This is a genomic window from Streptomyces sp. NPDC042346, from assembly GCF_055581845.1.
On sequence record NZ_JBVJEH010000006.1, the window covers coordinates 152,094 to 174,490 of the forward strand.

The 22,397-nt window shown below is 72.3% G+C and carries 21 protein-coding genes and 2 tRNA genes; 7 read left to right on the plus strand and 16 right to left on the minus strand.

The annotated features are described in order from the left end of the window. Nucleotides 1-186: 186 nt before the first annotated feature. The 7 genes from ACZ6K0_RS24520 to pgsA all read right to left on the minus strand — a co-directional run bounded on the left by ACZ6K0_RS24520 (nt 187) and on the right by pgsA (nt 6,093). On the minus strand, nt 187-939 hold the full coding sequence (locus tag ACZ6K0_RS24520) for a YebC/PmpR family DNA-binding transcriptional regulator (RefSeq protein ID WP_376411226.1): 753 nt from the start codon (nt 937-939) through the stop codon (nt 187-189). Nucleotides 940-1,001: 62 nt separating this feature from the next. Beyond that, on the minus strand, nt 1,002-1,595 hold the full coding sequence (gene pdxT / locus ACZ6K0_RS24525; protein ID WP_376411229.1) for a pyridoxal 5'-phosphate synthase glutaminase subunit PdxT: 594 nt from the start codon (nt 1,593-1,595) through the stop codon (nt 1,002-1,004). 6 nt (nt 1,596-1,601) lie between these two features. After that, nucleotides 1,602-2,516 (minus strand): pyridoxal 5'-phosphate synthase lyase subunit PdxS, encoded by a 915-nt coding sequence (pdxS, locus tag ACZ6K0_RS24530; RefSeq protein WP_056649994.1) that lies wholly within the window; start codon nt 2,514-2,516, stop codon nt 1,602-1,604. 115 nt (nt 2,517-2,631) lie between these two features. Continuing rightward, nucleotides 2,632-3,174, minus strand: coding sequence for a LemA family protein (locus ACZ6K0_RS24535; RefSeq protein WP_376411233.1), 543 nt, complete (start codon nt 3,172-3,174; stop codon nt 2,632-2,634). A gap of 107 nt (nt 3,175-3,281) precedes the next feature. Further along, a complete protein-coding gene (locus ACZ6K0_RS24540; protein ID WP_376411236.1) occupies nt 3,282-4,433 on the minus strand; it encodes a glycosyltransferase family 4 protein in 1,152 nt (383 codons plus the stop codon). Next, the gene (locus tag ACZ6K0_RS24545) at nt 4,430-5,437 is read right to left on the minus strand and encodes a phosphatidylinositol mannoside acyltransferase (RefSeq protein ID WP_376411239.1); all 1,008 of its coding nucleotides are present in this window, start codon (nt 5,435-5,437) and stop codon (nt 4,430-4,432) included. The genes ACZ6K0_RS24540 and ACZ6K0_RS24545 overlap by 4 nt, the downstream gene beginning before the upstream one ends. Then, nucleotides 5,434-6,093 carry a phosphatidylinositol phosphate synthase gene (gene pgsA, locus ACZ6K0_RS24550; protein ID WP_056650007.1) on the minus strand — a complete coding sequence of 220 codons (660 nt, stop codon included), beginning with the start codon at nt 6,091-6,093 and terminating at the stop codon, nt 5,434-5,436. Before pgsA ends, ACZ6K0_RS24545 begins: the two co-directional genes overlap by 4 nt. A 271-nt stretch (nt 6,094-6,364) precedes the next feature. Here pgsA and ACZ6K0_RS24555 point away from each other — a divergent pair, with 271 nt between their 5' ends. Both ACZ6K0_RS24555 and ACZ6K0_RS24560 read left to right on the plus strand, forming a co-directional pair. Then, nucleotides 6,365-8,572: an elongation factor G-like protein EF-G2 gene (locus ACZ6K0_RS24555; RefSeq protein ID WP_376411243.1), complete on the plus strand. Its 2,208-nt coding sequence runs from the start codon at nt 6,365-6,367 to the stop codon at nt 8,570-8,572. 175 nt (nt 8,573-8,747) lie between these two features. Then, nucleotides 8,748-10,406, plus strand: a complete 1,659-nt coding sequence (locus ACZ6K0_RS24560; RefSeq protein WP_376411246.1) for a hypothetical protein — start codon at nt 8,748-8,750, stop codon at nt 10,404-10,406. A gap of 71 nt (nt 10,407-10,477) precedes the next feature. On the opposite strand, the gene ACZ6K0_RS24565 is transcribed toward ACZ6K0_RS24560, so the two are convergent. Further along, nucleotides 10,478-11,041, minus strand: a complete 564-nt coding sequence (locus tag ACZ6K0_RS24565) for an HIT family protein (RefSeq protein ID WP_376411249.1) — start codon at nt 11,039-11,041, stop codon at nt 10,478-10,480. A gap of 65 nt (nt 11,042-11,106) precedes the next feature. On the opposite strand from ACZ6K0_RS24565, the gene ACZ6K0_RS24570 reads away from it, so the two are divergent. Further along, entirely contained in the window at nt 11,107-11,793 is a 687-nt protein-coding gene (locus ACZ6K0_RS24570; RefSeq protein ID WP_376411251.1) for a potassium channel family protein, read from the plus strand. 32 nt (nt 11,794-11,825) lie between these two features. Here the strand turns inward: ACZ6K0_RS24570 and thrS are convergent, their stop codons facing one another. The 3 genes from thrS to ACZ6K0_RS24585 form a co-directional block, all read right to left on the minus strand. After that, a complete protein-coding gene (gene thrS / locus ACZ6K0_RS24575) occupies nt 11,826-13,802 on the minus strand; it encodes a threonine--tRNA ligase (RefSeq protein ID WP_469234665.1) in 1,977 nt (658 codons plus the stop codon). A 168-nt stretch (nt 13,803-13,970) separates the two neighbouring features. After that, nucleotides 13,971-15,332 (minus strand): hypothetical protein, encoded by a 1,362-nt coding sequence (locus tag ACZ6K0_RS24580; RefSeq protein WP_469234663.1) that lies wholly within the window; start codon nt 15,330-15,332, stop codon nt 13,971-13,973. After that, complete coding sequence (locus ACZ6K0_RS24585; RefSeq protein WP_376411259.1) at nt 15,332-15,898, minus strand: DUF4365 domain-containing protein; 567 nt, start codon at nt 15,896-15,898, stop codon at nt 15,332-15,334. Before ACZ6K0_RS24585 ends, ACZ6K0_RS24580 begins: the two co-directional genes overlap by 1 nt. A 120-nt stretch (nt 15,899-16,018) precedes the next feature. On the opposite strand from ACZ6K0_RS24585, the gene ACZ6K0_RS24590 reads away from it, so the two are divergent. Then, entirely contained in the window at nt 16,019-16,747 is a 729-nt protein-coding gene (locus tag ACZ6K0_RS24590) for a 3'-5' exonuclease (RefSeq protein WP_376411262.1), read from the plus strand. Nucleotides 16,748-16,835: 88 nt separating this feature from the next. Here the strand turns inward: ACZ6K0_RS24590 and ACZ6K0_RS24595 are convergent. Then, a tRNA-Val gene (locus ACZ6K0_RS24595) sits at nt 16,836-16,907 on the minus strand. 83 nt (nt 16,908-16,990) lie between these two features. Continuing rightward, on the minus strand, nt 16,991-17,452 hold the full coding sequence (locus tag ACZ6K0_RS24600; RefSeq protein ID WP_376411265.1) for an SRPBCC family protein: 462 nt from the start codon (nt 17,450-17,452) through the stop codon (nt 16,991-16,993). Nucleotides 17,453-17,534: 82 nt separating this feature from the next. Here ACZ6K0_RS24600 and ACZ6K0_RS24605 point away from each other — a divergent pair, with 82 nt between their 5' ends. Further along, nucleotides 17,535-20,195, plus strand: coding sequence for an SCO7613 C-terminal domain-containing membrane protein (locus tag ACZ6K0_RS24605; protein WP_469234661.1), 2,661 nt, complete (start codon nt 17,535-17,537; stop codon nt 20,193-20,195). A gap of 58 nt (nt 20,196-20,253) precedes the next feature. On the opposite strand, the gene ACZ6K0_RS24610 is transcribed toward ACZ6K0_RS24605, so the two are convergent. Together ACZ6K0_RS24610 and ACZ6K0_RS24615 are read right to left on the minus strand one after the other, a co-directional pair. Then, nucleotides 20,254-20,328, minus strand: a tRNA-Val gene (locus ACZ6K0_RS24610). Nucleotides 20,329-20,382: 54 nt separating this feature from the next. After that, nucleotides 20,383-20,805, minus strand: coding sequence for a TIGR02611 family protein (locus ACZ6K0_RS24615; protein ID WP_376411271.1), 423 nt, complete (start codon nt 20,803-20,805; stop codon nt 20,383-20,385). Nucleotides 20,806-20,995: 190 nt separating this feature from the next. Between ACZ6K0_RS24615 and ACZ6K0_RS24620 the strand changes: the two genes are divergently transcribed. Continuing rightward, complete coding sequence (locus ACZ6K0_RS24620; RefSeq protein ID WP_015032345.1) at nt 20,996-21,409, plus strand: SsgA family sporulation/cell division regulator; 414 nt, start codon at nt 20,996-20,998, stop codon at nt 21,407-21,409. 191 nt (nt 21,410-21,600) lie between these two features. Further along, nucleotides 21,601-22,158, plus strand: coding sequence for a CGNR zinc finger domain-containing protein (locus tag ACZ6K0_RS24625; protein WP_376411274.1), 558 nt, complete (start codon nt 21,601-21,603; stop codon nt 22,156-22,158). Between the two features lie 25 nt (nt 22,159-22,183). On the opposite strand, the gene ACZ6K0_RS24630 is transcribed toward ACZ6K0_RS24625, so the two are convergent. Beyond that, entirely contained in the window at nt 22,184-22,366 is a 183-nt protein-coding gene (locus ACZ6K0_RS24630; protein WP_376411277.1) for a hypothetical protein, read from the minus strand. Nucleotides 22,367-22,397: the final 31 nt, after the last annotated feature.

A 22,397-nucleotide genomic window follows, 5' to 3' on the forward strand; every position in this document is an offset into this window, starting at 1 on the left:
CCCGCGGGGGCCCCCCCCCTCCCCCCCCGCGGGCCCCCCCCCCGGCCGGGTGGCCCACATGTTTTTGGTCCGGCAGGGGGCCCCCCCCCCCCCCCGCGGGGGCCGGGGGGGGGGGCCCCCCCCCCCCCCCGCTGCGGTACAGCCGTGCTCAGCCACGATCGGCCGTGCTCAGGCGGTCGGACGCGATCAGGCGTCGACCTTCTCCATGACCTCGTCGCTGACGTCGAAGTTGGCGAAGACGTTCTGCACGTCGTCGCTGTCCTCCAGCGCGTCGATCAGCTTGAACATCTTGCGCGCGCCATCCTCGTCGAGCTCGACCTGCATGGTCGGGACGAAGCTGGACTCGGCCGAGTCGTAGTCGATGCCGGCCGCCTGGAGAGCGGTACGGACCGCGACCAGGTCGGTGGCCTCGCTGATGATCTCGAAGGACTCACCGAGGTCGTTGACCTCCTCGGCGCCGGCTTCGAGGACCGACTCCAGGACGTCGTCCTCGGACAGCTCGCCCTTGGGGAGAACGACGACGCCCTTGCGGTTGAACAGGTACGAGACCGAGCCCGGGTCGGCCATGGAACCGCCGTTGCGGGTCATGGCGACGCGTACGTCGGAGGCGGCGCGGTTGCGGTTGTCGGTGAGGCACTCGATGAGCACCGCGACACCGTTCGGGCCGTAGCCCTCGTACATGATCGTGGCGTAGTCGACGCCGCCGGCCTCAAGGCCGCCGCCGCGCTTGACCGCGGAGTCGATGTTCTTGTTCGGGACCGAGCTCTTCTTCGCCTTCTGGATGGCGTCGTAGAGCGTCGGGTTGCCGTCCGGGTCGGCACCGCCGGTGCGGGCCGCGACCTCGATGTTCTTGATCAGCTTCGCGAAGAGCTTGCCGCGCTTGGCATCGATCACGGCCTTCTTGTGCTTCGTCGTAGCCCATTTAGAGTGGCCGGACATCTGCCTGTCTCCTTCGCGTAACCCTTTACTGAACGAACCCGAGAGATCCTACCGGGATCGGATCAGCTCGCGGCGCGCACCATGTCGACGAACAGGCCGTGGATTCGGTGATCCCCCGTGAGCTCGGGGTGGAACGAGGTCGCCAGGATGTTCCCCTGCCGCACGGCCACGATGTGGCCGCCGTGCTCGGCCAGGACCTCGACCTGCGCACCGACGGACTCGACCCACGGGGCCCGGATGAAGACGCCCTCGACGGGGCCGTCCTCGACGCCCGTGACGGTGACTCCGGCCTCGAAGGACTCGTTCTGTCGCCCGAAGGCGTTGCGGCGGACGATCATGTCGATGCCGCCGAAGGTCTCCTGGCCCGAGCGCGGGTCGAGGATCTTGTCGGCGAGCATGATCAGCCCGGCGCAGGTGCCGTAGACCGGCAGCCCCGCGGCGATGCGCTCGCGGAGCGGCTCCATGAGGCCGAAGAGCACGGCCAGCTTGGAGATGGTGGTGGACTCGCCACCGGGAATGACCAGGCCGTCGACCTCGGCGAGCTCCTCGGGGCGCCGGACCGGCCTGGCCACGGCGTCAGCCGCGGCCAGGGCGATCAGGTGCTCCCGTACGTCGCCCTGGAGGGCCAGGACACCAATGACGGGAGAGGGGTTCATCGGTGGTTACCAGCCCCGGTTGGCGTAGCGCTCGGACTCGGGGAGGGTGTCGCAGTTGATGCCGACCATGGCCTCGCCCAGGTTGCGGGAGGCGTCCGCGATGATCTTCGGGTCGTCGTAGAAGGTGGTGGCCTTCACGATGGCGGCGGCGCGCTTGGCCGGGTCGCCCGACTTGAAGATGCCGGAGCCGACGAAGACGCCCTCGGCGCCGAGCTGGCGCATGAGCGCGGCGTCGGCGGGGGTGGCGACACCACCGGCGGAGAACAGCACGACCGGCAGCTTGCCGAGCTCGGCGACCTCCTTGACGAGCTCGTACGGGGCGCGCAGCTCCTTGGCGGCGGCGAACAGCTCGTTGTTGTCGAAGCCGCGCAGCTTGGCGATCTCGTTCTTGATCTGGCGCAGGTGGCGGACGGCCTCGACGACGTTGCCGGTGCCGGCCTCGCCCTTGGAGCGGATCATGGCCGCGCCCTCGGCGATGCGGCGCAGGGCCTCGCCCAGGTTGGTGGCACCACAGACGAAGGGGGTCGTGAAGGCCCACTTGTCGGAGTGGTTGACCTCGTCGGCCGGGGTCAGGACCTCGGACTCGTCGATGTAGTCGACGCCGAGGGACTGCAGGACCTGGGCCTCGACGAAGTGGCCGATGCGGGACTTGGCCATGACCGGGATGGAGACCGCGCCGATGATCTCTTCGATCATGTTCGGGTCGGACATACGGGCCACGCCGCCGTCCTTGCGGATGTCCGCGGGGACCCGCTCCAGGGCCATGACGGCCACGGCGCCGGCGTCCTCGGCGATCTTCGCCTGCTCGGCGTTGACCACGTCCATGATCACGCCGCCCTTGAGCTGCTCGGCCATGCCGCGCTTGACGCGCGCGGTGCCGGTCTCGGGGGACTGGAAGGTGGTGGAAGGCGTGGTGGACACAGGTACCTCACTCGTGACAACAGGGGTTGACGACAAGATGAGGAAACAGGCCACAAGGGGTCCACATCAAGGGCCAATGTGGACCCGGTGGATCGTTTTCCCAGGTGACGAGGGTTCAGGCCGGGCGATCGGCAAGGGCCACCGGCGGCTCGTCGTCCATTTCGAAGGCCAGCGGGAAGGGCGCGTGGCCTGCGAGGCGGAACCAGCGGACCTTGCGGTGGCGGCGCAGGGCGCGGGCGGCCCGTACGGCGTCGTTGTGGAAGCGGCGCGCCATCGGCACCCGGCGCACGGCCGCGGCCAGCTCCTCCGCGGCCTCCGGGCCGCCGGGCGCCTCCCGTACGAGCTCCACCTGCTCGGGCTCGCCGAAGACGGCCCGCAGGGCCTGGCTGAGTTCGCTCTCGGCGACCTCGCGCTGGTCCTCCTCGGCCTGCCGGGCGGCGTGCGCGGCCTCGTACAGCACGATCGAGGCGGCGGGGTCGAGGACGCCGGAGGTGGCCAGCTCCTGGGTGACCGAGGCCCGGCGCAGGAGCTGGGCGTCCAGGGCGGCGCGGGCGGCGTCGATGCGGGAGTGCAGCCGGTCGAGCCGCCCGGCGGTCCAGCTGAGATAGACGCCGATGAGAATCAGCGCGACGACGGTCCAGATCAGGGTTTCGGTCACGGGCGCACAGGCTACCGGGACGGCCCCCCACCCCGTTGTGGGCATGCGTCCCGCGGGGGCGGGACGGGTGCCCACACGGGGTGGGAGTGGAGGCGGGCGGGGCCTCCCTACAGGCCCAGTCGCGCGCGGAGGCCGACGCGTTCGTCCGTGTCCACCGCCGCCGCCCCGTCCGTGACCGTCTCGTAGACGGCGAGGATGTCCGCGCCGACCGTGCTCCAGTCGAAGCGCCGCACGTGCGACGAGCCCCGGGCGCTCAGCTCCGCGCGCCGCGTCTCGTCGCCCAGGAGCCGGATCGCCGCGTCCGCGAGCGCGTCCGCGTCCTCGTTGGCGAAGAGCTCGCCCGCGCCGCCCTGGTCGAGGACCTGGGCGAAGGCGTCGAGGTCGGCGGCGAGGACCGGCGCGCCGGCCGACATCGCCTCGACGAGGATGATGCCGAAGCTCTCGCCGCCGGTGTTGGGCGCCACGTACACGTCGACGCTGCGCAGCAGCCGCGCCTTGTCCTCGTCGCTGACCATGCCGAGGAACTCCACCCGGGAACGCATCGCGGGCGGCAGCGAGGCCACGGCCTCCTCCTCGTCACCCCGGCCGGCGACGAGCAGCCGGGCCCCCGGCCGCTCCGTCAGGATCCTGGGGAGGGCGCGCATGAGGACGGGCAGGCCCTTGCGCGGCTCGTCGATCCGTCCGATGAAGCCGAGCGTCTCGCCCTGCCACTCCTTCTTCGGTTCGGCGCGGGCGAAGAAGTCCACGTCGACGCCGTTGGGGATGAGCACGGCGTCGCCGCCGAGGTGCTCGACGAGGGTCCGTCGCGCGTACTCGCTCACCGCGATCCGGGCGCTGATCTTCTCCAGGGCGGGCTGGAGGATCGGGTACGCGGCGATCATCGCCCGCGACCGCGGGTTGGAGGTGTGGAAGGTCGCCACGATCGGCCCCTGCGCCGCCCAGCAGGTGAGCAGTCCCAGCGACGGCGAGGTCGGCTCGTGGATGTGGACGACGTCGAAGGTGCCGTCGTGGAGCCAGCGTCGTACCCGGGCGTGGGAGAGGAAGCCGAAGTTCAGCCGGGCCACCGAGCCGTTGTACGGGACGGGTACGGCCCGGCCGGCCGAGACCACGTACGGCGGGAGCGGCGTGTCCTCGTCGGCGGGCGCGAGGACGGAGACCTCGTGTCCGAGCCGGATGAGGTGCTCGGCGAGGTCGCGGATGTGGAACTGGACGCCGCCCGGCACGTCCCAGGAGTACGGGCAGACGATGCCGATCCTCACGCGCCGCGCTCCCCGTCCCGCGCCGGGGCCTCGGGGCGCGCCGGGGTCTCCGGGCGTGCCGGGGTCTCCGGGCGTGCCGGGCCCTCCTTGCCTGCCGCGTCCTCCGGGCGTTCTTCCAGGTCGGCGAGCCACAGTCGTTGCAGCATGTGCCAGTCCTCCGGGTGGTCCGCGATGCCGGCGGCGAAGGCGTCGGCCAGCGCCTGTGTCGTCACGGCCGTCCTCTCGGCCCGCGTACCGGACTCCGGTACGTCGACGGGCGGGTGGATCCGTCCCCGCATGACCGACGTGTCGTCGTACCAGAGCGTCACCGGCAGCAGCAGCGCGCCCGTCTGCTGCGCGAGGATCGCCGGGCCGGCCGGCATCCGCGCCGTGTCGCCGAAGAACGTGACCTCGATGCCGGACGCCGACAGGTCGCGGTCGGCGACCAGGCAGACCAGCCCGCCGGCCCGCAGCCGCCGCGCGAGCGTCCCGAAGGCGGAGCCCCCGGTGTGCGGGAGGACCTCCATGCCGAGGGACTCGCGGTAGGCGACGAAGCGGTCGTACAAGCTCTCCGGCTTGAGCCGCTCCGCGACCGTCGTGAACGGCAGACCGAGCGAGCGGGTCACCCACACACCCGCGAGGTCCCAGTTGGCGAGGTGCGGCAGCGCGATGATGACGCCCCGCCCGGAGGCGACCCCTTCGAGCAGGTAGTGGGCGTCCTTGATGTCGACGTCGCTGTCGACCCGCTCCTTGCTCCACGTCGGCAGCCGGAAGGACTCCATCCAGTACCGCATGTACGAGCGCATGCCGGCCTGGGAGAGTTCGGCGAGCCGCTCGGGCGTGGCGTCCGGCACCACGCGCGCGAGGTTGGACTCCAGCCGCAGGACGCTCTTGCCGCGCCGCTTCCACGTGAAGTCGGCGATCCGGCGGCCGAGGCCGGTCGCGACCGGCTCCGGCAGTTTCTTCACGGTCGACCAGCCGAGGCCGTACAGCCCGTCGGTCAACCGGTCCTTGAGTGCGCTCACGACGTCGCCTCGCTCCCCCTGGCCGCGGCGTCCGCCTCGGCCGACTCGCGCCGTACGGTCACGACGCGCTGCCCCAGGGTCACCGCGCTGCCGACCGCCACGATCCACAGGGCGATCGGGAGCAGCACCTGGACGCCGGGCACGCCGAAGGCGTGCAGTCCGGCGAGACCGGCGGCGACCAGCGAGATGACGAGGCGCTCGGCGCGCTCGATCAGCCCGTTGACGGCGACCGGCAGGCCAATCGATTCGCCACGGGCCTTGGTGTACGAGACGACCTGGCCGCTCGCGAGGCAGAAGATCGCCACGGCGCACATCACGTTGTCGTCGCCCTTGCCCGCGTACCAGAGCGCGAAGCCGCCGAAGATCGCGCCGTCCGCGACCCGGTCGAGCGTCGAGTCGAGGAACGCCCCCCACCGGCTGGAGATCCCCGCCTGCCGCGCCATGTTGCCGTCGACGAGGTCGGAGAAGACGAAGAGGGTGATGACGATCGTGCCCCAGAAGAACTCTCCCCGGGGGAAGAAGACCAGCGCACCGGCCATCACTCCCGCCGTGCCGATGAGCGTGACCGCGTCGGGGCTGACGCCCCGGCGGAGCAGAAACGCGGCGAACGGTGTGAGGACACGCGTAAAAAAGGCACGCGCGTACTTGTTCAGCATGGCCTTCCCGAGGTTCGGTGGGCCGCGCGGCCCCTACGACCACCGGCTCACCCATCGTAGCCACGCGCGTGCCGCCGACGCGGCGGGCACCCTTCACCGCCGCGTCGCCGTCCCCCCGCGGCCCCGTCCGTGTACGACGTATGGACGCGTCCCGAAGCCGGTGCAAAGCTCGAAGGACCACCGCGGGCACCCGCAGGAGCCGCACCGCGACACGCCACTCCCCCGCGCCCGCGTCCCGCCGCACCGTGCGAGCAGTCGGGAGGAACACATCATGGGTGACAAGGCGAACACGGCCGCCGGAGCCGCCGGCAGGGCTTTGACGGCCGACCGGCCCGCGTCCGTACGGAACGTGGTGCTGGTCGGCCACAGTGGATCGGGCAAGACGACCCTCGTCGAGGCGCTCGCCCAGACCGCCGGGGCGGTCAACCGGGCCGGCCGCGTCGAGGACGGCGGGACGGTCTCCGACTACGACGAGATCGAGCACCGCCAGCATCGCTCCGTACAGCTCTCCCTCGTCCCGGTCGGCTGGGACGGGTTCAAGATCAACCTCCTCGACACCCCCGGGTACGCCGACTTCGTCGGGGAGCTGAGGGCCGGTCTGCGGGCGGCGGACGCGGCCCTCTTCGTCGTCTCGGCCGCGCAGGAGGCCGATGCCGTCGCCGCCTCCACCCGCATGGTCTGGGAGGAGTGCGCCGCCGTCGGCATGCCCCGCGCCATCGTCGTCACCCACCTCGACACCGCCCGCACCGACTTCACCGAGCTCACCGCCGTCTGCGCCGACCTCTTCGGGCGCGACGACCCGGACGCCGTCCTCCCCCTCTACCTGCCCGTGCGCGGCTCCGAAGGGGCCGACGGGCACGCGCCCGCCACGGGGCTCGTCGGTCTGCTCTCGGAGCGGATCCTCGACTACTCGACGGGCGTACGACGCGAGGAGGAGCCCGACGAGGGCCAGCGGGAGCTGATCGCGGAGGCCCGCGCCCGGCTCATCGAGGGGATCATCGCCGAGAGCGAGGACGAGACCCTCATGGACCGCTACCTCGGCGGCGAGGAGATCGACGTGAAGACGCTCGTCGACGACCTGGAGAAGGCCGTCGCCCGGGGCAGCTTCCACCCGGTCCTCGCGGCCGCCCCCGCCGCCGACGGCGGGACGCAGGGCCTCGGCACCCTCGAACTCCTGGAACTGATCACCGGCGGCTTCCCCTCCCCGCTGGAGCACGTGCCGCCGGCCGTCACCACGCCCGACGGGCAGCCCCGGCCGCCGATCGCCTGCGACCCCGACGGCCCGCTGGTCGCCGAGGTCGTCAAGACCGCCGCCGACCCCTATGTCGGCCGGATCTCCCTGGTACGGGTCTTCTCCGGCACCCTCCGCCCCGACGAGACCGTGCACGTCTCCGGGCACGGCCTGACCGACCGGGGCCACGAGGACCACGACGTCGACGAGCGGATCGGCGGCCTCAGCTCGCCGTTCGGCAAGCAGCAGCGCCCCCTGCCGCACTGCATCGCCGGGGACCTCGCCTGTGTCGCCCGGCTCGGCCGCGCCGAGACCGGCGACACGATCTCCGCCAAGGACGACCCGCTCCTGATGGAGCCGTGGAGCATGCCGGAGCCCCTGCTGCCGCTCGCCGTCGAGGCGCACAGCAAGGCCGACGAGGACCGGCTCTCGCAGGGCCTCGCCCGGCTGGTCGCCGAGGACCCGACCATGCGCCTCGAACAGAACCAGGACACCCGCCAGGTGGTGCTGTGGTGCCTGGGCGAGGCCCACCAGGACGTCGTCCTCGAACGGCTCCGGGGCCGGTACGGGGTCCAGGTCGACGCCGTGCCGTACAAGGTGTCACTGCGCGAGACCTTCGGCGGCGCCTCGGGGGGCCGGGGGCGGCACGTCAAGCAGTCCGGCGGCCACGGCCAGTACGCGATCTGCGAGATCGACGTGGAGCCCCTGCCGGCGGGCAGCGGCATCGAGTTCGTCGACAAGGTCGTCGGCGGAGCGGTCCCGCGCCAGTTCGTCACCTCCGTCGAGAAGGGCGTCCGGGCCCAGGCCGCCCGGGGCGTCGCCGCCGGCTACCCGCTCGTGGACGTCCGGGTCACCCTGCGGGACGGCAAGGCCCACTCGGTCGACTCCTCGGACGCCGCCTTCCAGACGGCCGGCGCGCTCGCGCTGCGCGAGGCGGCCGCCGACGTCCCCGTCCACCTCCTGGAGCCGGTCGCCGAGGTCAGCGTCCTCGTCCCCGACGAGTACGTCGGCCCGGTCATGAGCGATCTGTCGGGGCGGCGCGGCCGGGTCGTCGGCACCGAGCAGGCCGGTCCTGGGCGGACGCTGGTCAGGGCGGAGGTGCCGGAGCTCGAGATCAGCCGGTACGCGATCGACCTGCGCTCCGTCTCGCACGGCGCGGGCCGGTTCGACCGCGTGTACGCCCGGCACGAGCCGATGCCCCCGCACCTCGCGGACAGGATCCGCGAACAGGCCGAAAAAGGTGCGTAGTTGACGGAGCGACAGCGGTGAACGTCCGCCCGGCGCGCACCGGGCGGACAGCATTCGGCCGTCGATATCCACAGGCCGTGACGCATCAGCCAGTACCCGGTTACGCTGTGGTGCCCAGCTCAGAAGGTGTGCCGGGCGCGGCAGTTGGGAACAGCCCGCACAAGTACTCGCGGCGATGGGGGCGGCAGTGGCTTTCGACGGATTCGGACCCGGGGCACAGATTCCTCTCCAGGGGTCGGACGGACGCACGGCGGCGACCCATGCCCTGGCCTCCGTCGCGTACCGCGACAGCCCGGTCGAGGCGATCCTGGACGCCAACAACGACCTGCACAAGTCGACGGTCAAGGAAGGGAGGTGGAACAAGCTCTTCCATCCCGACCTCGGCGAGGCCTTCTCCCGCGCGGTGCAGGTCCGCATGCTCGGCGGCGGCCGCAAGGCCCTCGTCCAGTCCTTCGGCGCCGAACCCCAGCCGGTCGTCGAGCACTGCCTCGCCGCCTCCCGGATCCGCCGGCAGCGCGACAGCAGGCTGACCCTCGTCACGTTCTTCTGCGGCGTGCTCTTCCTGCCCGGCCTGCTCCTCTGGCTCGGCGTCATCCAGCTCCGCCGGATCGCCGCCGGCTCCGCGAGCAGGCGCACGAGCACCGTCGGCACCGCGCTCCTCGTCGCGGCGGGCCTCTTCGCCCTGCTCGTGCTGATCAAGCTGCCCTTCGACGGGATCCTGCCGAACTATCTGCGCGCCATGATCGTGGCTCCGGTCGCCGGCTGGTTCTTCGCGCGCCGGATCTGCGAGAAGACCGCCGTCGACCTGCGCGCCCAGTGGACGTCCCTGCTCAGCGGCGGCGGCGCCGGCCCGAAGATCCCCGAGGCCGTGCCCCAGGATCCGGGCGAGAAGGCCGCCGAGGCCCTCCGGCTGAACCTGGAGAAGCTCACCGCCGAGCAGCAGTCCAACATCGTGTTCTACGCGGGCACGAAGGGCATCCTCGGCATGGGCACCCGCTGGGGCAGCTGGACCCTCGCCGAGGAGCTCGTCCCGCAGCCCGGTCGGGAGATCCACGACTTCCGCGCCTGGGACGTCATACGGAAGATCCACGACCAGCTCACGCTCCTGGAGCGCGGCTCCCTGAAGACGGGCTTCCCCAAGCCGACCGTCAAGCACTGGATCGTCTCGCCGGTGGGCGAGGGCGCCGACGAGGTGACCCGTCCCGAGGGGGACAGCATCGTCCACTTCCAGGTCAAGCCGCACGAGATACAGCGCATCTGCAACGACCAGCAGTTCGGCGCCGGCAACCGCCACTACCTCGGCGTGCAGTTCACCCTGTGGGACGGAAACCTGGTCCTCACGATGCTGGTCACCGTCACCTCGCTCCACCACACCCTGCGGGTCGAGGTCACCGGCCACGCCCTGGGCCCCGTGCACTCCCTCTTCACCGCGAAGCCCAAGGCGAAGACCAAGGAGGTCTCGAAGGCCGTCCGCTTCTGGGAGACGCGGGAGATCCAGCAGCCGCTGATGGAGACCGACGAGGTGGTCCGTCTCGCGGTCCGCGCCCCGCTCTCCTGGTACCCGCCGCTCCTGGACTTCCTCGGCGGCAAGCTGGTCCTGCCCGAGCCCTTCGGCCTCCGCCACGCCTGGGCGGGCCCGCTCTGGAAGAACCGCTTCATGGCCGACGACGCCATCCGCATGGCCACGCCGGTGCTGCGGGCCGTCCACTCCGCGACGGTCAAGATGCTCGACGACCACGGTGTCGACACCGAGCGCTTCACCAACCGCTCGCTGCTCCTCGGCGGCGGCGTCCAGGACCCGGGCCCCAAGAAGGCCGACGTCTACGACGCCTGACCGGTCACGCACGACGGACGACGGCCCGGGTCGAGTGACCCGGGCCGTCGTCCGCGTACGGATCGGACCGCTCAGACGCCGGTCGGCCAGGCGTCGGCCAGCATCTTCCGGGTGTCGGCGAGCAGCTGCGGCAGCACCTTGGTGTGCCCGACGACCGGCATGAAGTTGGTGTCGCCGCCCCAGCGCGGCACCACGTGCTGGTGCAGGTGCGCGGCGATCCCGGCGCCCGCGACGGCGCCCTGGTTCATGCCGATGTTGAAGCCGTGCGCACCCGACGCCGCCCGCAGCGCGACCATCGCGCGCTTGGTGAAGTCGGCGAGCTCGGCCGTCTCCGCGACGTCCAGGTCCGTGTAGTCCGCGACGTGCCGGTACGGGACGACCATGAGGTGACCGCCGTTGTACGGGTACAGGTTGAGGACCGTGTACACGCTCTCGCCGCGGGCGATCACCAGACCGTCCTCGTCGGACTTCGCCGGAATCGAGCAGAACGGACAGCCGTCGTCGGCCCCCGGCCCGGTCGGCTTGTTCTCGCCCTGGATGTACGCCATCCGGTGAGGCGTCCACAGGCGCTGGAACGCGTCCCGCGTCCCGACTCCGATCTGCTGCTCCGGCTCAGTCGTCATGCTGTGCAGCATATTGCGTCGCCCGTTCGGAACGTGTCGCCGGGGCGGAAGATCCATGCAGCCGCCATGCTGATCCGATGAGCGAAAGGCCACCGAAACCGCCCCGACAGGAACGCTGGGACCGCCGCATGGAGACCCCGCTCGCCGTGGCCTCCCTCGCCTATCTGACGGGCTATGCGATCCGGGTCCTCGGTCACCGCGGTCTCCCCCAGGCCTGGCTCGACCTCTGCCTCGCCGTCACCCTCGCCTCCTGGGCCGTCTTCATCGCGGACTACGCGGTACGCCTCCGCCTCAGCCGCCTCGGCCCGCTCCGCTTCGTCCGCACCCATCTCCTCGACACGGTGGTGCTGGTGATACCTCTGCTGCGTCCGGTGCGGATGGTGAGCATCTACGACCGGGTGCAGCGCCGCCACGACAAACCACGACTCGGTCTCTACGCGCGCGTGATGGTCTACGCCGGCCTCACCACGAGCCTGCTGGGCTTCGCCGGAGCCCTCACCGTCTACAAGTACGAGGTGGACGCCCCCGGCGCCACGATCGTCACCTTCGGCGACGCGGTGTGGTGGGCCTGCGCCACGCTCGCGACGGTGGGGTACGGGGACGTGACCCCGGTGACCACCATGGGCCGGGTGACGGCGGTGGGCGTGATGGCCTGCGGGCTCGCGCTGCTCGGCGCGGTGACGGGTTCGTTCTCGTCCTGGCTGATCCAGGCGTTCACGCGGGAGGACGAGAAGAGGCCCCCGGGGGATTCCCCGGGGGCCTGATCACGCATGAGGCCTGATCACACGTGAGGCCGTCAGACCTGGACGCGGTCCTCGACGATCTTGGCGATCTTGGCGATGGCCTCGTCGACGGGGATGCCGTTCTCCTGCGAACCGTCGCGGTAACGGAAGGAGACGGCACCGGCGGCCATGTCCTCGTCACCAGCGATGATCATGAACGGGACCTTCTGCTTCTGCGCGTTCCGGATCTTCTTCTGCATCCGGTCCGAGGAGGAGTCGACCTCGACCCGCAGACCCTGCTTCTTCGCCTTGGCGGCGAACTCCTGGAGGTAGTCGATGTGGGCGTCGCCGATCGGGATACCGGTCGCCTGCACCGGCGCCAGCCACGGCGGCATCGCACCCGCGTAGTGCTCCAGGAGCACCGCGAAGAACCGCTCGATCGAACCGAAGAGCGCACGGTGGATCATGACCGGCCGCTGCTTGGTGCCGTCCGGGGAGGTGTACTCCAGGTCGAAGCGCTCCGGCAGGTTGAAGTCGAGCTGCACGGTCGACATCTGCCAGGTACGGCCGATGGCGTCCCGCGCCTGCACCGAGATCTTCGGGCCGTAGAACGCGGCGCCGCCCGGGTCGGGGGTCAGCGGGAGGCCCTGCTTCTCGGCGACCTGCTGGAGGACCGCGGTGGCCTCCTCCCACACCTCGTCCGAGCCGACGAACTTCTCCGGGTCCTTGGTGGACAGCTCCAGGTAGAAGTCGTTCAGACCGTAGTCGCGGAGCAGGTTCAGGACGAAGGTGAGGGTCTTGTCCAGCTCGTCCGCCATCTGCTCGCGGGTGCAGTAGATGTGCGCGTCGTCCTGGGTGAAGCCGCGCGCCCGGGTCAGGCCGTGGACGACGCCGGACTTCTCGTACCGGTACACGGTGCCGAACTCGAACAGGCGCAGCGGCAGCTCCCGGTAGGAGCGCCCGCGCGCGTCGAAGATCAGGTTGTGCATCGGGCAGTTCATGGGCTTGAGGTAGTAGTCCACGCCCTCGTCGAGCTGCATGGGCGGGTACATGCCCTCGGCGTACCAGTCCAGGTGGCCCGACTTCTCGAACAGCTTGCCCTTGGTGGCGTGCGGCGAGTAGACGAACTCGTAGCCCTCCTCCTCGTGGCGCTTGCGCGAGTAGTCCTCCATGACCCGGCGGATGATGCCGCCCTTGGGGTGGAAGACCGCGAGGCCGGAGCCGATCTCGTCCGGGACGGAGAAGAGGTCGAGCTCGTTGCCGAGCTTGCGGTGGTCGCGCTTCTCGGCCTCGGCGAGGAAGTCGAGGTGCGCCTTCAGCTCGTCCTTCGACGGCCAGGCGGTGCCGTAGATGCGCTGGAGCATCGGGTTCTTCTCGCTGCCGCGCCAGTAGGCGGCCGCGTTGCGCATGAGCTTGAACGCCGGGATGTTCCGGGTGGTCGGCAGGTGCGGACCGCGGCAGAGGTCCTTCCAGCACAGCTCGCCGGTCTTGGCGTCGAGGTTGTCGTAGATGCTCAGCTCGCCGCCGCCCACCTCGACGTTCGCGCCGTCGTCGGTGGAGGCGGCGCCCTTGATGCCGATGAGCTCCAGCTTGTACGGCTCGTCCGCGAGCTCCTCGCGGGCGGCCTCGTCGGTCACCACGCGGCGGGAGAAGCGCTGGCCGCGCTTCTGGATCTCCTGCATCTTCTTCTCGATGACCTTGAGGTCCTCGGGAGTGAAGGGCTTCTCGACGTCGAAGTCGTAGTAGAAGCCGTCCCGGACCGGCGGGCCGATGCCCAGCTTGGCCTCGGGGAAGAGCTCCTGCACGGCCTGGGCCATGACGTGGGCGGTGGAGTGGCGCAGGATCTCGAGACCGTCCGGGGAGGAGATCTCGACGCCCTCGACGACATCGCCCTCGGCGAGCTCGTACGAGAGGTCCTTCAGCTCGCCGCCGACGCGGGCGGCGATGACGGTGCGGTCGTCGGCGAAGAGGGCACCGGCGGTGGTGCCCGCGCTCACCGCCCTCTCCTCTGCTTCCGAGGCGGACTGGACGGTCACACGGACTTCAGACACTGGTGTTCTTCTTCCCTTGGGGCGCAGGCAGGCACGAGGTGCCGGCGCCGACGATGTGCGACAGAGACGAGGTGCCGCATCACGCCGATCTTACCGAGCCGACCGGCCCGCCCGCGCAACCATTTCTCCCGCCCCGCGACCCACCCGTCGCACCACCCATCAGCTCCGTCACCCCTCGTCCGGGCCGCACGCCTCCTCGAAGAAGTCGAGGTTCTCGTGGAGCGACTTCATCAGCCGGTCCCGTTCCGCCTCGTCCACCTGCACGGGGACGACCCCGGAGGCGTCGGTGAGGCGCCGGAAGCCGCCCCGGCTCTCCAGACGGCCGACGACCCTGATGGGGAGCCCGACGAGATGGGCGTGGACGGCGGTGCGGTACGCCTCCTCGCCGAGGGTGACGCGGACGTGCGGGACCTCCGCCCCGCCGAGCACCCGCAGCCGGACGGTGCCGTCGCCGCGCGGCCCCGAGCGCCGCATGCGGACGACGGCCCCCGTGATGCGTACCGGTACGGAGGGCTCGTCCGTCAGGTAGCGGGCGCTCGCCTCGCGCAGCGCGGGCAGGTCGCCCGGCGAGAACTCGACGGGTTCGGGGCGGGCGGCGCACCCCTCGGGCGCTCCGGCCGCCGGGGCCCATTCGAGGGCGATCCTGGCGCCCTCGGTGCCCCGGACCAGGGCGACGAGGGCCTCGGTGAGCTCGCGGCTGACGCCCGCCTCGACGGCGGCGTCGAAGGCCTCCATGCCGCCGGTGGCCCGCTGGTAGTCGGTGGCCTCCCGGGCCGCGTACAGCGCGTGGTAGAGCCGGACGGCGATCGGCCGGCCCGGTTCGACGGGCAGGAAGGCGGTCAGGCCGCGCCCGCCGGGCGCCGCGCCCACGACGACGGTCTCCAGGGAGGCCTGGGCGGGCCTGCGGTGGCGGGCGCCGTGGTATCCGGCCCGGCCGCGCACGGCGAGGGCGCCCGCGAGGAGCAGCTGGCGGGCCGCCGACCTGAGCTGTTCCTGCACCGTCCAGGGGACCGTGCCGGCCGGGCCCGGCGGTACGTCGCGCCACCAGCGGATCTCGTCGCTGGGGACGGTGAGGCCGGTGAGGACCTCGCGCGCGGACGGCGTGCCGCTGTGGGCCAGGGCGGCGAGCGCCTCGCCCAGCAGGTCCTCGCAGTCCGGGAAGGCCCGGCTCTCCGGGACGAGCAGGCTGGTGCCGCCGCTTCCCGTGCCGCCGCCCGGGCCGCCGGGCGGCGTCCAGCGGCTGTAGCGTCCGGCCGCCCCGCCGCGCCGCCGCCAGCCGTGGCGGGCGAGGAGGGCGCCGAGGACGCGCGGGTCGACCCGCCCGGGGTCGGGCGGGCCCTGCGTGTCGGCCCAGGGCCCCGCGGGCGGTGCGGGGATCCCGGTCCAGGGCCCGGGGGTGTCGCCGGGCGCCGGGTGGGGCCGGTAGGGCGGCGGTACGGAGCCGGAACCGCGCCCGCCGCCCTCGCCACCGGTTCCGTACCCGCCACCGGCTCCGTACCCGCCGTCGGGGTCGTCGATCGGTCGGTGCATCAAGGTCTCCCTCCCACGCCGACCCGGGTCATGATCTCGCAGAGCGCCCGGTCGTCGAAGATCCGCGCCGTCGGGATGCGCACCGTGGTCCGGCGGCGTCCCGTGACCGGGTGTCCGGCCAGGTTGATCCAGTAGCAGCAGTGCCGCAGGTCGAGCCGGTCGTGGCTCGCCCTGAGCCAGTCCTCCTGCGTCCTCGGGACGAGCATCACGACCAGGATCTTGTGGACGGACACCGGCGTCCTGGCGAGCTTCACGAGGTGGTCGTTGTCCAGGGTGAACGAGAACGCGTTTCCCGGCGGGTGCGGCGGTATCTGGTAGGTGCACTTGAGCTGCACCTTGATGGTCACTTCGTCGTCGACGGTGTGTGCGGGAGAGCCGTGGCTGACGTGCCAGTCGATGCCGTTGTCCGGAAACGGCTGGGACAGCGAACAGCCGGCCGCCGCGGCGACCGCGTGGAGGTAGCCCACCTGGAGGGTCTCCATGCAGGCGGTGGTGGCGAGTGAGCCGCGCGTCGATGCTGCCCGCTGGGGCGGCAGCCCTCCCGACTCGGGCTGGGCGAGCGCCATGTCGATTTCCTTCCCCGTCCCTGGTGTTGTCACCGGTCCGCGTACGGCGCAAACAGTGCGGGTATCACCGTTTCGGGCAGGGGGTTGGCCATCTGCCGCTGGGGTGCGAGGAGTTCGGGGATGACAACGCACTGGTACGAAGGGCCCTTGGCCGCTTTCGACACGGAGACCACGGGAGTCGACGTCGAGGAGGACCGGATCGTTTCGGCCGCCCTCGTCGTGCAGGACACGTCAGGGGCGCGTCCGCGGGTGACGCGCTGGCTGGTCAATCCGGGCATAGCCGTGCCCGAGCAGGCCACCGCGATCCACGGCCTGACGGACGATCACCTCCAGCGGAACGGCCGGTGGCCGGCTCCGGTGATGGAGGAGCTGGCACGGGCGCTCGCCGACCAGACCGCCGCGGGGCGGCCGCTCGTGGTGATGAACGCACCGTTCGACCTGACGATGCTGGACCGGGAGCTGCGCCGGCACCGGGCGTCGTCGCTGGGGACCTACCTGGGGAGTTCGCCGCTGTGCGTGCTCGACCCGCGGGTCCTGGACAAGCACCTGGACCGGTACCGCAAGGGCCGCCGCACGCTCACCGACCTCTGCGCGCACTACGAGGTGGAGCTGGCCGGGGCGCACGACGCGGCGGCCGACGCGACGGCGTCGCTGGAGGTCGTACGGGCGGTGGCGCGGCGATTCTCGTCCCGGCTCGAACGGCTGACCCCGGCGGAGCTCCACACGCTCCAGGCGGTGTGGCACGCGGCCCAGGCGCGCGGGCTCCAGGCGTGGTTCACGCGGCAGGGGACGCCGGAGACGGTGGACCCGGCATGGCCGCTGCGGCCGGAACTGCGCACGGCGGCCTGACACATGGGGCGGGCCGACGCGGCTTCCGCACGGCAAAGGGCCGCATGACAAAGGCCGGTCCGTCTTTCGACGGACCGGCCTTTCCCGGTGGGCGATACTGGGATCGAACCAGTGACCCCTTCGGTGTGAACGAAGTGCTCTCCCGCTGAGCTAATCGCCCGGGAACGGGTTGAACCATACAGGCCCGCGCGGGTTTCCTTCAAACCGCCCGCCCGTCGCCCGACCACCGCCGACCACCGCCCCTCATCGGCGCTCTTCGAGCGACCCCTTCATACGGGCGGCGAGTCCGCGTCGGCCGCTCCGCATCATCAGCGCGTGGTTGGCCCGGAAGACGGGCCGTCCGGGGACGGCGAGGACCCGCAGGAGCCGGGCGTGGACCTCCACTTCCTGCTCGTACACGGCGCGGGTACCGGCCCCTTCCGCCGTGAGCGTCCAGCGGACCCACCCTTCAAGGTCCCCGCCGAGGCCGACCTCCAGGATCCGGGCGCCGGGGTCGCTGCGCAGGGCGCGGACGGTGACGACGAGCTCGTACGGGAGGAAGGAGCGGAAGCGGGCGGTGCCGGTGGTGTCGTCGAGGGGGACGACCTCGCGGACCTGGGGCCACCAGAGCGGGTACTCCGCGCCGCGTTCGAGCACGGCGTAGACGGCGTCGGGCGGGGCGGCGAGCCGCCAGACACTCCGGAAGCGGTACCGGCACCAGTCCATGCCCCCAGTCTGGGGTACTCAGGCCCGGATCTGAGTACGGCGACGCATTCCCGTCACCTGTGGCCGGGGCCACACTCCGGGTATGGACACTTCCCTGCCGCCCGCGGACGAGCTGGTGCTCGTCGACCGCGAGCTGGCGCAACTCGACGCGCGCCGGACCCAGTTGCTGGCCCGCCGGGCCTGGCTGATCCGGGCGCTGTACGCGCCGGCCACGGCGGCGCCGCCGCTGTGGCCGGCGACCAGGGCGGTCGCGGACTCGACCCCGCGGAGCGCGCAGAACGTGCTGCTGACGCTCGGCGGAACGCTCCTGACGATCGCCGCGGTCGCCTTCACGCTGGTGAGCTGGGGCTCGATGGGCATCGGCGGCCGCGCGGCGGTGCTGCTCGTGGTGACCTCGGCGGCCCTGGCCGCGCCGGTGGTGCTGCTGCGGAGGGGTCTGGTCTCGACGGCCGAGTCGGTGGGGGCCCTGGGCCTCGTCCTGATGGTCCTCGACGCGTACGCGCTGCACCGGGTGGCGCTGGCCGGCACCGACGGCCTGGGCTACGCGGCGGTCGCGTCCGCGGTCCTCGCGGGCGTGTGGACGGCGTACGGCTCGGCGCTCCCCCGGCTGCGGATCCCGCTGCCGGTGGCCGTGGTCGCGGCCCAGCTGCCGCTGCCGCTCGGCGTGCTCGCGGCCGGGGGCGGGCCGACGACCTTCGCCTGGGCGGCACTGGTCACGGTCGCGGCGGACGTCGCGCTGGCACTGTGGACCACCCGCCCGGCGGCGGTCCGGATCACGGCGACCACCGGGGCGACGGCGCTGGGCGCCTGGTCGCTCCTGACGGGCGCGTGGCTCTCCCTGACCTCCCCGTGGAGCGGCGCGCCGCTCCTCCTGGCGGGTACGGCGCTGACCCTGTACGTGGCCTGGCGCCGGCCCCCGCTCGCGCCGGCGGCCTCGGCGCTCGCGGGCCTGTCGGCGGTGGCCGCCCTCGGCGGCCTCCTCCGCGCGGCGCTCCCGGCGGACTGGGCGGTCCCGGGGTACGTGCTGTGCGGTCTCGCCCTGGCGTCGGTGTGGCGCGCGGGGACGTCCGGCGCCGCGGACCGGACGGCCGCGGGTCCGGCACCGACCCCGCCGGCGACCGGGGGTGCCGCCTCGCCGGAGCCCGGTGCTCCCGCTGCCGCACACCCTCGCCCGGAGTCCGGTGCTCCCGCCGACGCACGTCACCCAGGCCCGGAGGCCGACGCTCCCGCGGGCACAGCACCCGGGACCGCGTGGCTGCCGCGCGGCGTCCGGCTCGGGCTGGCCGCCGCCGGGGCCGGGGTCGTGGCGCTCGGTGCCCTGTGGGCGCTGCCGCCCGCCGCCGCGGGTCTGCTGGGGCCGGCGGGCCGCACGACGGACGTGTGGTCCGGCGAGCACGCCGAGCGCGCCCTGACCTCGTACCCGGCGACCGCCGCCCTGGTCCTCCTCGTGACCGCTCTCGCGCTCGCGGCCGTCCCCCGGCTGTGGGCCCGCTGCGGCGCGCTCGCGGCGGTCTGGTCGCTCCTGACGGCCCTGCCGGTCTCCCTGGAGCTGCCGTACGCGCCGACGCTCGTCCTCCAGCTCCTCACGACGGCGGCCGCGCTCACGCTCGCCGTCCGCCCCGGCCCGCTCCTGCGTGGACTGCGGCAGAGCGAGGCGCCGGACGCGGCGGCCGGACAGCCCTCCGGGCCCGCCGTGCCGCCGCTCCCCGGCCCCGGGTCCCCGTGGGGCACCTGGTCGCCCCGGCAGCCCCGGACGCGGGCGGGCGTCCTGGAGCCCCGTGCCGTGCTCGGCTGGTGCGGGTACGCCGGCGGGCTCGCGTCCGCCGTGAGCGCGGTCGCGCTCGCCCTGGACGTCCGCGGGGCCACCTTCGCCTCGCTGGGGGTGCTGCTCGGCCTCTTCGCAGGTGTCGCCGTGCTCGGGGAGGGCGCGCGCCGGGTGGTGTCCGCCTGCGTCGCCGTGTTCGCGGCGACGGGCATCGTGTTCGCGGTGGCGGCCGCCGCCGGGTTCGAGGACCACTGGACGGCGCTCGCCCTGCTCCTGGTCCCGGCGGCCACCGCCGCGCTGGGCTCCCGGACGCGTACGGGCCCGGTGGCCCTGGCGGCCGAGATCTCCGGCGCCTCCGTGGGGCTGCTCGCCCTGGGGATCGCCGCGTCCCGGCCCGCGTTCCTCGCGCTCGCGCTCGCCCTCGGCGGAGTGATCGCGGCGGCGACGGCGGTCCGGCCGGAGCGGCGTCGGTTCGCCTCGTGGACGGCGGCGGTCCTGTTCCTCCTCGCCACCTGGGTGCGGCTCGCGGTCTCGGACGTGACGACCCCGGAGGCGTACACGCTGCCGGTGACGGTGCCCGCGCTGGTCGTCGGCTTCCTGCGGCGGCGCCGGGACCCGGAGGCCTCGTCCTGGACGGCGTACGGCCCCGGTCTCGCGGCGACGCTGCTGCCGGGCCTGCTCGCGGCCTGGGTGGACCCGGACTGGGTGCGCCCGCTGCTCCTGGGGGTCGCGGCGCTCGTCGTGACGCTCGTCGGCGCGCGGTTCCGGCTCCAGGCGCTGCTCGTGCTGGGCGGCGCGGTGCTGGCCCTGGACGGGCTGCACGAGCTGGCCCCGTACGTCGTGCAGGCGGTGGGCGCGCTGCCCCGCTGGCTGCCGCCGGCCCTCGCCGGGCTCCTGCTGCTCGCGGTGGGCGCCACCTACGAGCAGCGGCTGCGGGACGCCCGGCGGCTGCGGGAGCGGCTGGCGCGGATGCGGTGACGCACCGGGAACGCCGAAGGCCCGGAGACGGTGTCCGTCTCCGGGCCTTCGGGCCGGGTGGTGGGCGATACTGGGTTCGAACCAGTGACCCCTTCGGTGTGAACGAAGTGCTCTCCCACTGAGCTAATCGCCCGGGCGCACCGCAAACATTACCCCATGTCAGCGGGGCTCCCGAACCATCGGAAGGTCACTCGTCGATCTTCCACGGCATGACGAAGCCGAACTTCCAGAGGTAGACGGCGAGCACGGCGGCGATGATCACCAGGCCGATGGTGGTGAGGATGATGTTCCTGCGGCGGACCTTGGGATCGAGGGCGCGCTGGGCGGCCTCGGTGACCTTCCGCTTGGTCCAGCGGAGCACGAGCTGTGCCCAGACGAACTCGGTCGCCCAGATCGCCATGCCGCCGAAGATGACCAGCCAGCCGGGCCCGGGCAGCGGCAGCATCACGATGCCCGCGCCGACCACGGCCAGTCCGACGATGAAGACACCGACCTGCCAGCTCAGGTGCAGGCCTCGTCGGGACTTGATGAACTCCGGTGCGCGGGATCCCAATTCGGCTTCCTGGCCGGCTGCGGAATCCCCTGTGCGCTCGTCACTCTCCGCATGCATACCCCCCAACTTACCGGACGCGAGGGGCCAACCGGTATGGCGGTATTACCCAAAGTTACATACCGCCATCCGAGCTACCTGAACGATCACAAAACCGACAGAGGGGTTTACAACGGCACTGGAGGTGGCATGTCGATTTCGCCGACGTGCGAATCCCCGAGCGCACACTGAGCGAAAGGCCCTGGCGCTTATGAACACCACGGTCAGCTGCGAGCTGCACCTGCGCCTCGTTGTGTCGAGCGAGTCCTCACTGCCTGTACCCGCGGGCCTGCGGTATGACACGGCCGATCCGTATGCCGTGCACGCCACCTTCCACACCGGAGCCGAAGAGACGGTCGAGTGGGTCTTCGCCCGCGACCTTCTTGCCGAGGGGCTGCACCGGCCCACCGGCACGGGCGACGTCCGCGTCTGGCCATCCCGTAGTCACGGCCAGGGAGTCGTCTGCATCGCGTTGAGCTCACCCGAGGGAGAAGCCCTGCTCGAGGCCCCGGCGCGGGCTCTGGAGTCGTTCCTGAAGAGGACCGACGCCGCCGTGCCACCGGGCACCGAGCACCGGCACTTCGATCTCGATACGGAGCTCTCCCACATCCTGGCGGACAGCTGAGCCAGGCCGAGAGCCGCACGACGCCGTCCGACTCGGGGCGACGGCGCCGCGTGGGCAGTCACATAGGCACGACGACGGCGTTCCCCACCGCGCAGCCGGCGCGGTGGTGGGCGCCGTTGTCCCTTTCCCGGCCGCGCTAGAGTCAGCGCCATTCCGCGGGCGCCCGCCCGCGGCCGGCCAGGGAGCGAATCGTGCTGATCCCCCACGACACCCGGATCGCCCTCGACACCGTCGTCGATCTGATGAACACGTCACCCCAGGGCGACCGTCCCGACGAGCTCGCGGACCTCGAAGGGCTGCGGACCTTCGTCCACGCCCACAAGATCAGCGACGTGGGCGTGCTCGGCGCCGACGACCTGCGGGCCGTGCGCGAGGTGCGCGAGAAGTTCGCCGCGGTCTTCTCGGCCCCCGAACCCCGCATCGCGGCCCCGCTGATCAACCAGCTCGTGGCGGCGGCGGGCACCACTCCGCAGCTCACCGACCACGACGGCTACGACCTGCACGTGCACTACTTCGCGCCGGGCGCCTCGGTGGCGGACCATCTCAGCGCCGACTGCGGCATGGCCCTCGCGTTCATCGTCGTGGCGGGCGAGCAGGAGCGGCTGCGGCGCTGCGAGGCGCCGGACTGCGGCCGGGCCTTCGTCGATCTGTCCCGTAACCGCTCGCGCCGCTACTGCGACAGCCGCACCTGCGGAAACCGCCTGCACGTGGCCGCGTACCGGGCGCGCCGCAAGGAAGCCGCGGGCTGACGGCCGAGGCGCCCCCTCGGCCCGCTCACAGCATGAAGAGGTCGTGCACGGCGGCCGTGAGCAGCAGACAGCCGATCACCGCGAGGAAGATCATCAGCGGTGGCTGGGAGAGCGCGAACAGACAGCCGCGCGGCTCTTCCACGGGGAGGTCGGCAGCGCCGGCGGCATCGGGTGCGGCGGGGACGGGTTCCCGCGAGGTATCCAGCATCTCGGGGGGATGATGACGCACACCCCGCCCG

Excerpts from the sequence above, each read along its gene's own strand:
- pgsA (WP_056650007.1), bottom strand. The coding sequence starts at position 6,093 with ATGCTGAACAAGTACGCGCGTGCCTTTTTTACGCGTGTCCTCACACCG.
- ACZ6K0_RS24565 (WP_376411249.1), bottom strand. The coding sequence starts at position 11,041 with ATGCTGCACAGCATGACGACTGAGCCGGAGCAGCAGATCGGAGTCGGG.
- ACZ6K0_RS24580 (WP_469234663.1), bottom strand. The coding sequence starts at position 15,332 with ATGCACCGACCGATCGACGACCCCGACGGCGGGTACGGAGCCGGTGGC.
- ACZ6K0_RS24585 (WP_376411259.1), bottom strand. The coding sequence starts at position 15,898 with ATGGCGCTCGCCCAGCCCGAGTCGGGAGGGCTGCCGCCCCAGCGGGCA.
- ACZ6K0_RS24555 (WP_376411243.1), top strand. The coding sequence starts at position 6,365 with ATGGGTGACAAGGCGAACACGGCCGCCGGAGCCGCCGGCAGGGCTTTG.
- ACZ6K0_RS24520 (WP_376411226.1), bottom strand. The coding sequence starts at position 939 with ATGTCCGGCCACTCTAAATGGGCTACGACGAAGCACAAGAAGGCCGTG.
- ACZ6K0_RS24590 (WP_376411262.1), top strand. The coding sequence starts at position 16,019 with ATGACAACGCACTGGTACGAAGGGCCCTTGGCCGCTTTCGACACGGAG.
- ACZ6K0_RS24620 (WP_015032345.1), top strand. The coding sequence starts at position 20,996 with ATGAACACCACGGTCAGCTGCGAGCTGCACCTGCGCCTCGTTGTGTCG.
- pdxT (WP_376411229.1), bottom strand. The coding sequence starts at position 1,595 with ATGAACCCCTCTCCCGTCATTGGTGTCCTGGCCCTCCAGGGCGACGTA.
- ACZ6K0_RS24570 (WP_376411251.1), top strand. The coding sequence starts at position 11,107 with ATGAGCGAAAGGCCACCGAAACCGCCCCGACAGGAACGCTGGGACCGC.
- ACZ6K0_RS24560 (WP_376411246.1), top strand. The coding sequence starts at position 8,748 with ATGGGGGCGGCAGTGGCTTTCGACGGATTCGGACCCGGGGCACAGATT.
- ACZ6K0_RS24600 (WP_376411265.1), bottom strand. The coding sequence starts at position 17,452 with ATGGACTGGTGCCGGTACCGCTTCCGGAGTGTCTGGCGGCTCGCCGCC.
- ACZ6K0_RS24630 (WP_376411277.1), bottom strand. The coding sequence starts at position 22,366 with ATGCTGGATACCTCGCGGGAACCCGTCCCCGCCGCACCCGATGCCGCC.
- ACZ6K0_RS24605 (WP_469234661.1), top strand. The coding sequence starts at position 17,535 with ATGGACACTTCCCTGCCGCCCGCGGACGAGCTGGTGCTCGTCGACCGC.
- ACZ6K0_RS24615 (WP_376411271.1), bottom strand. The coding sequence starts at position 20,805 with ATGCATGCGGAGAGTGACGAGCGCACAGGGGATTCCGCAGCCGGCCAG.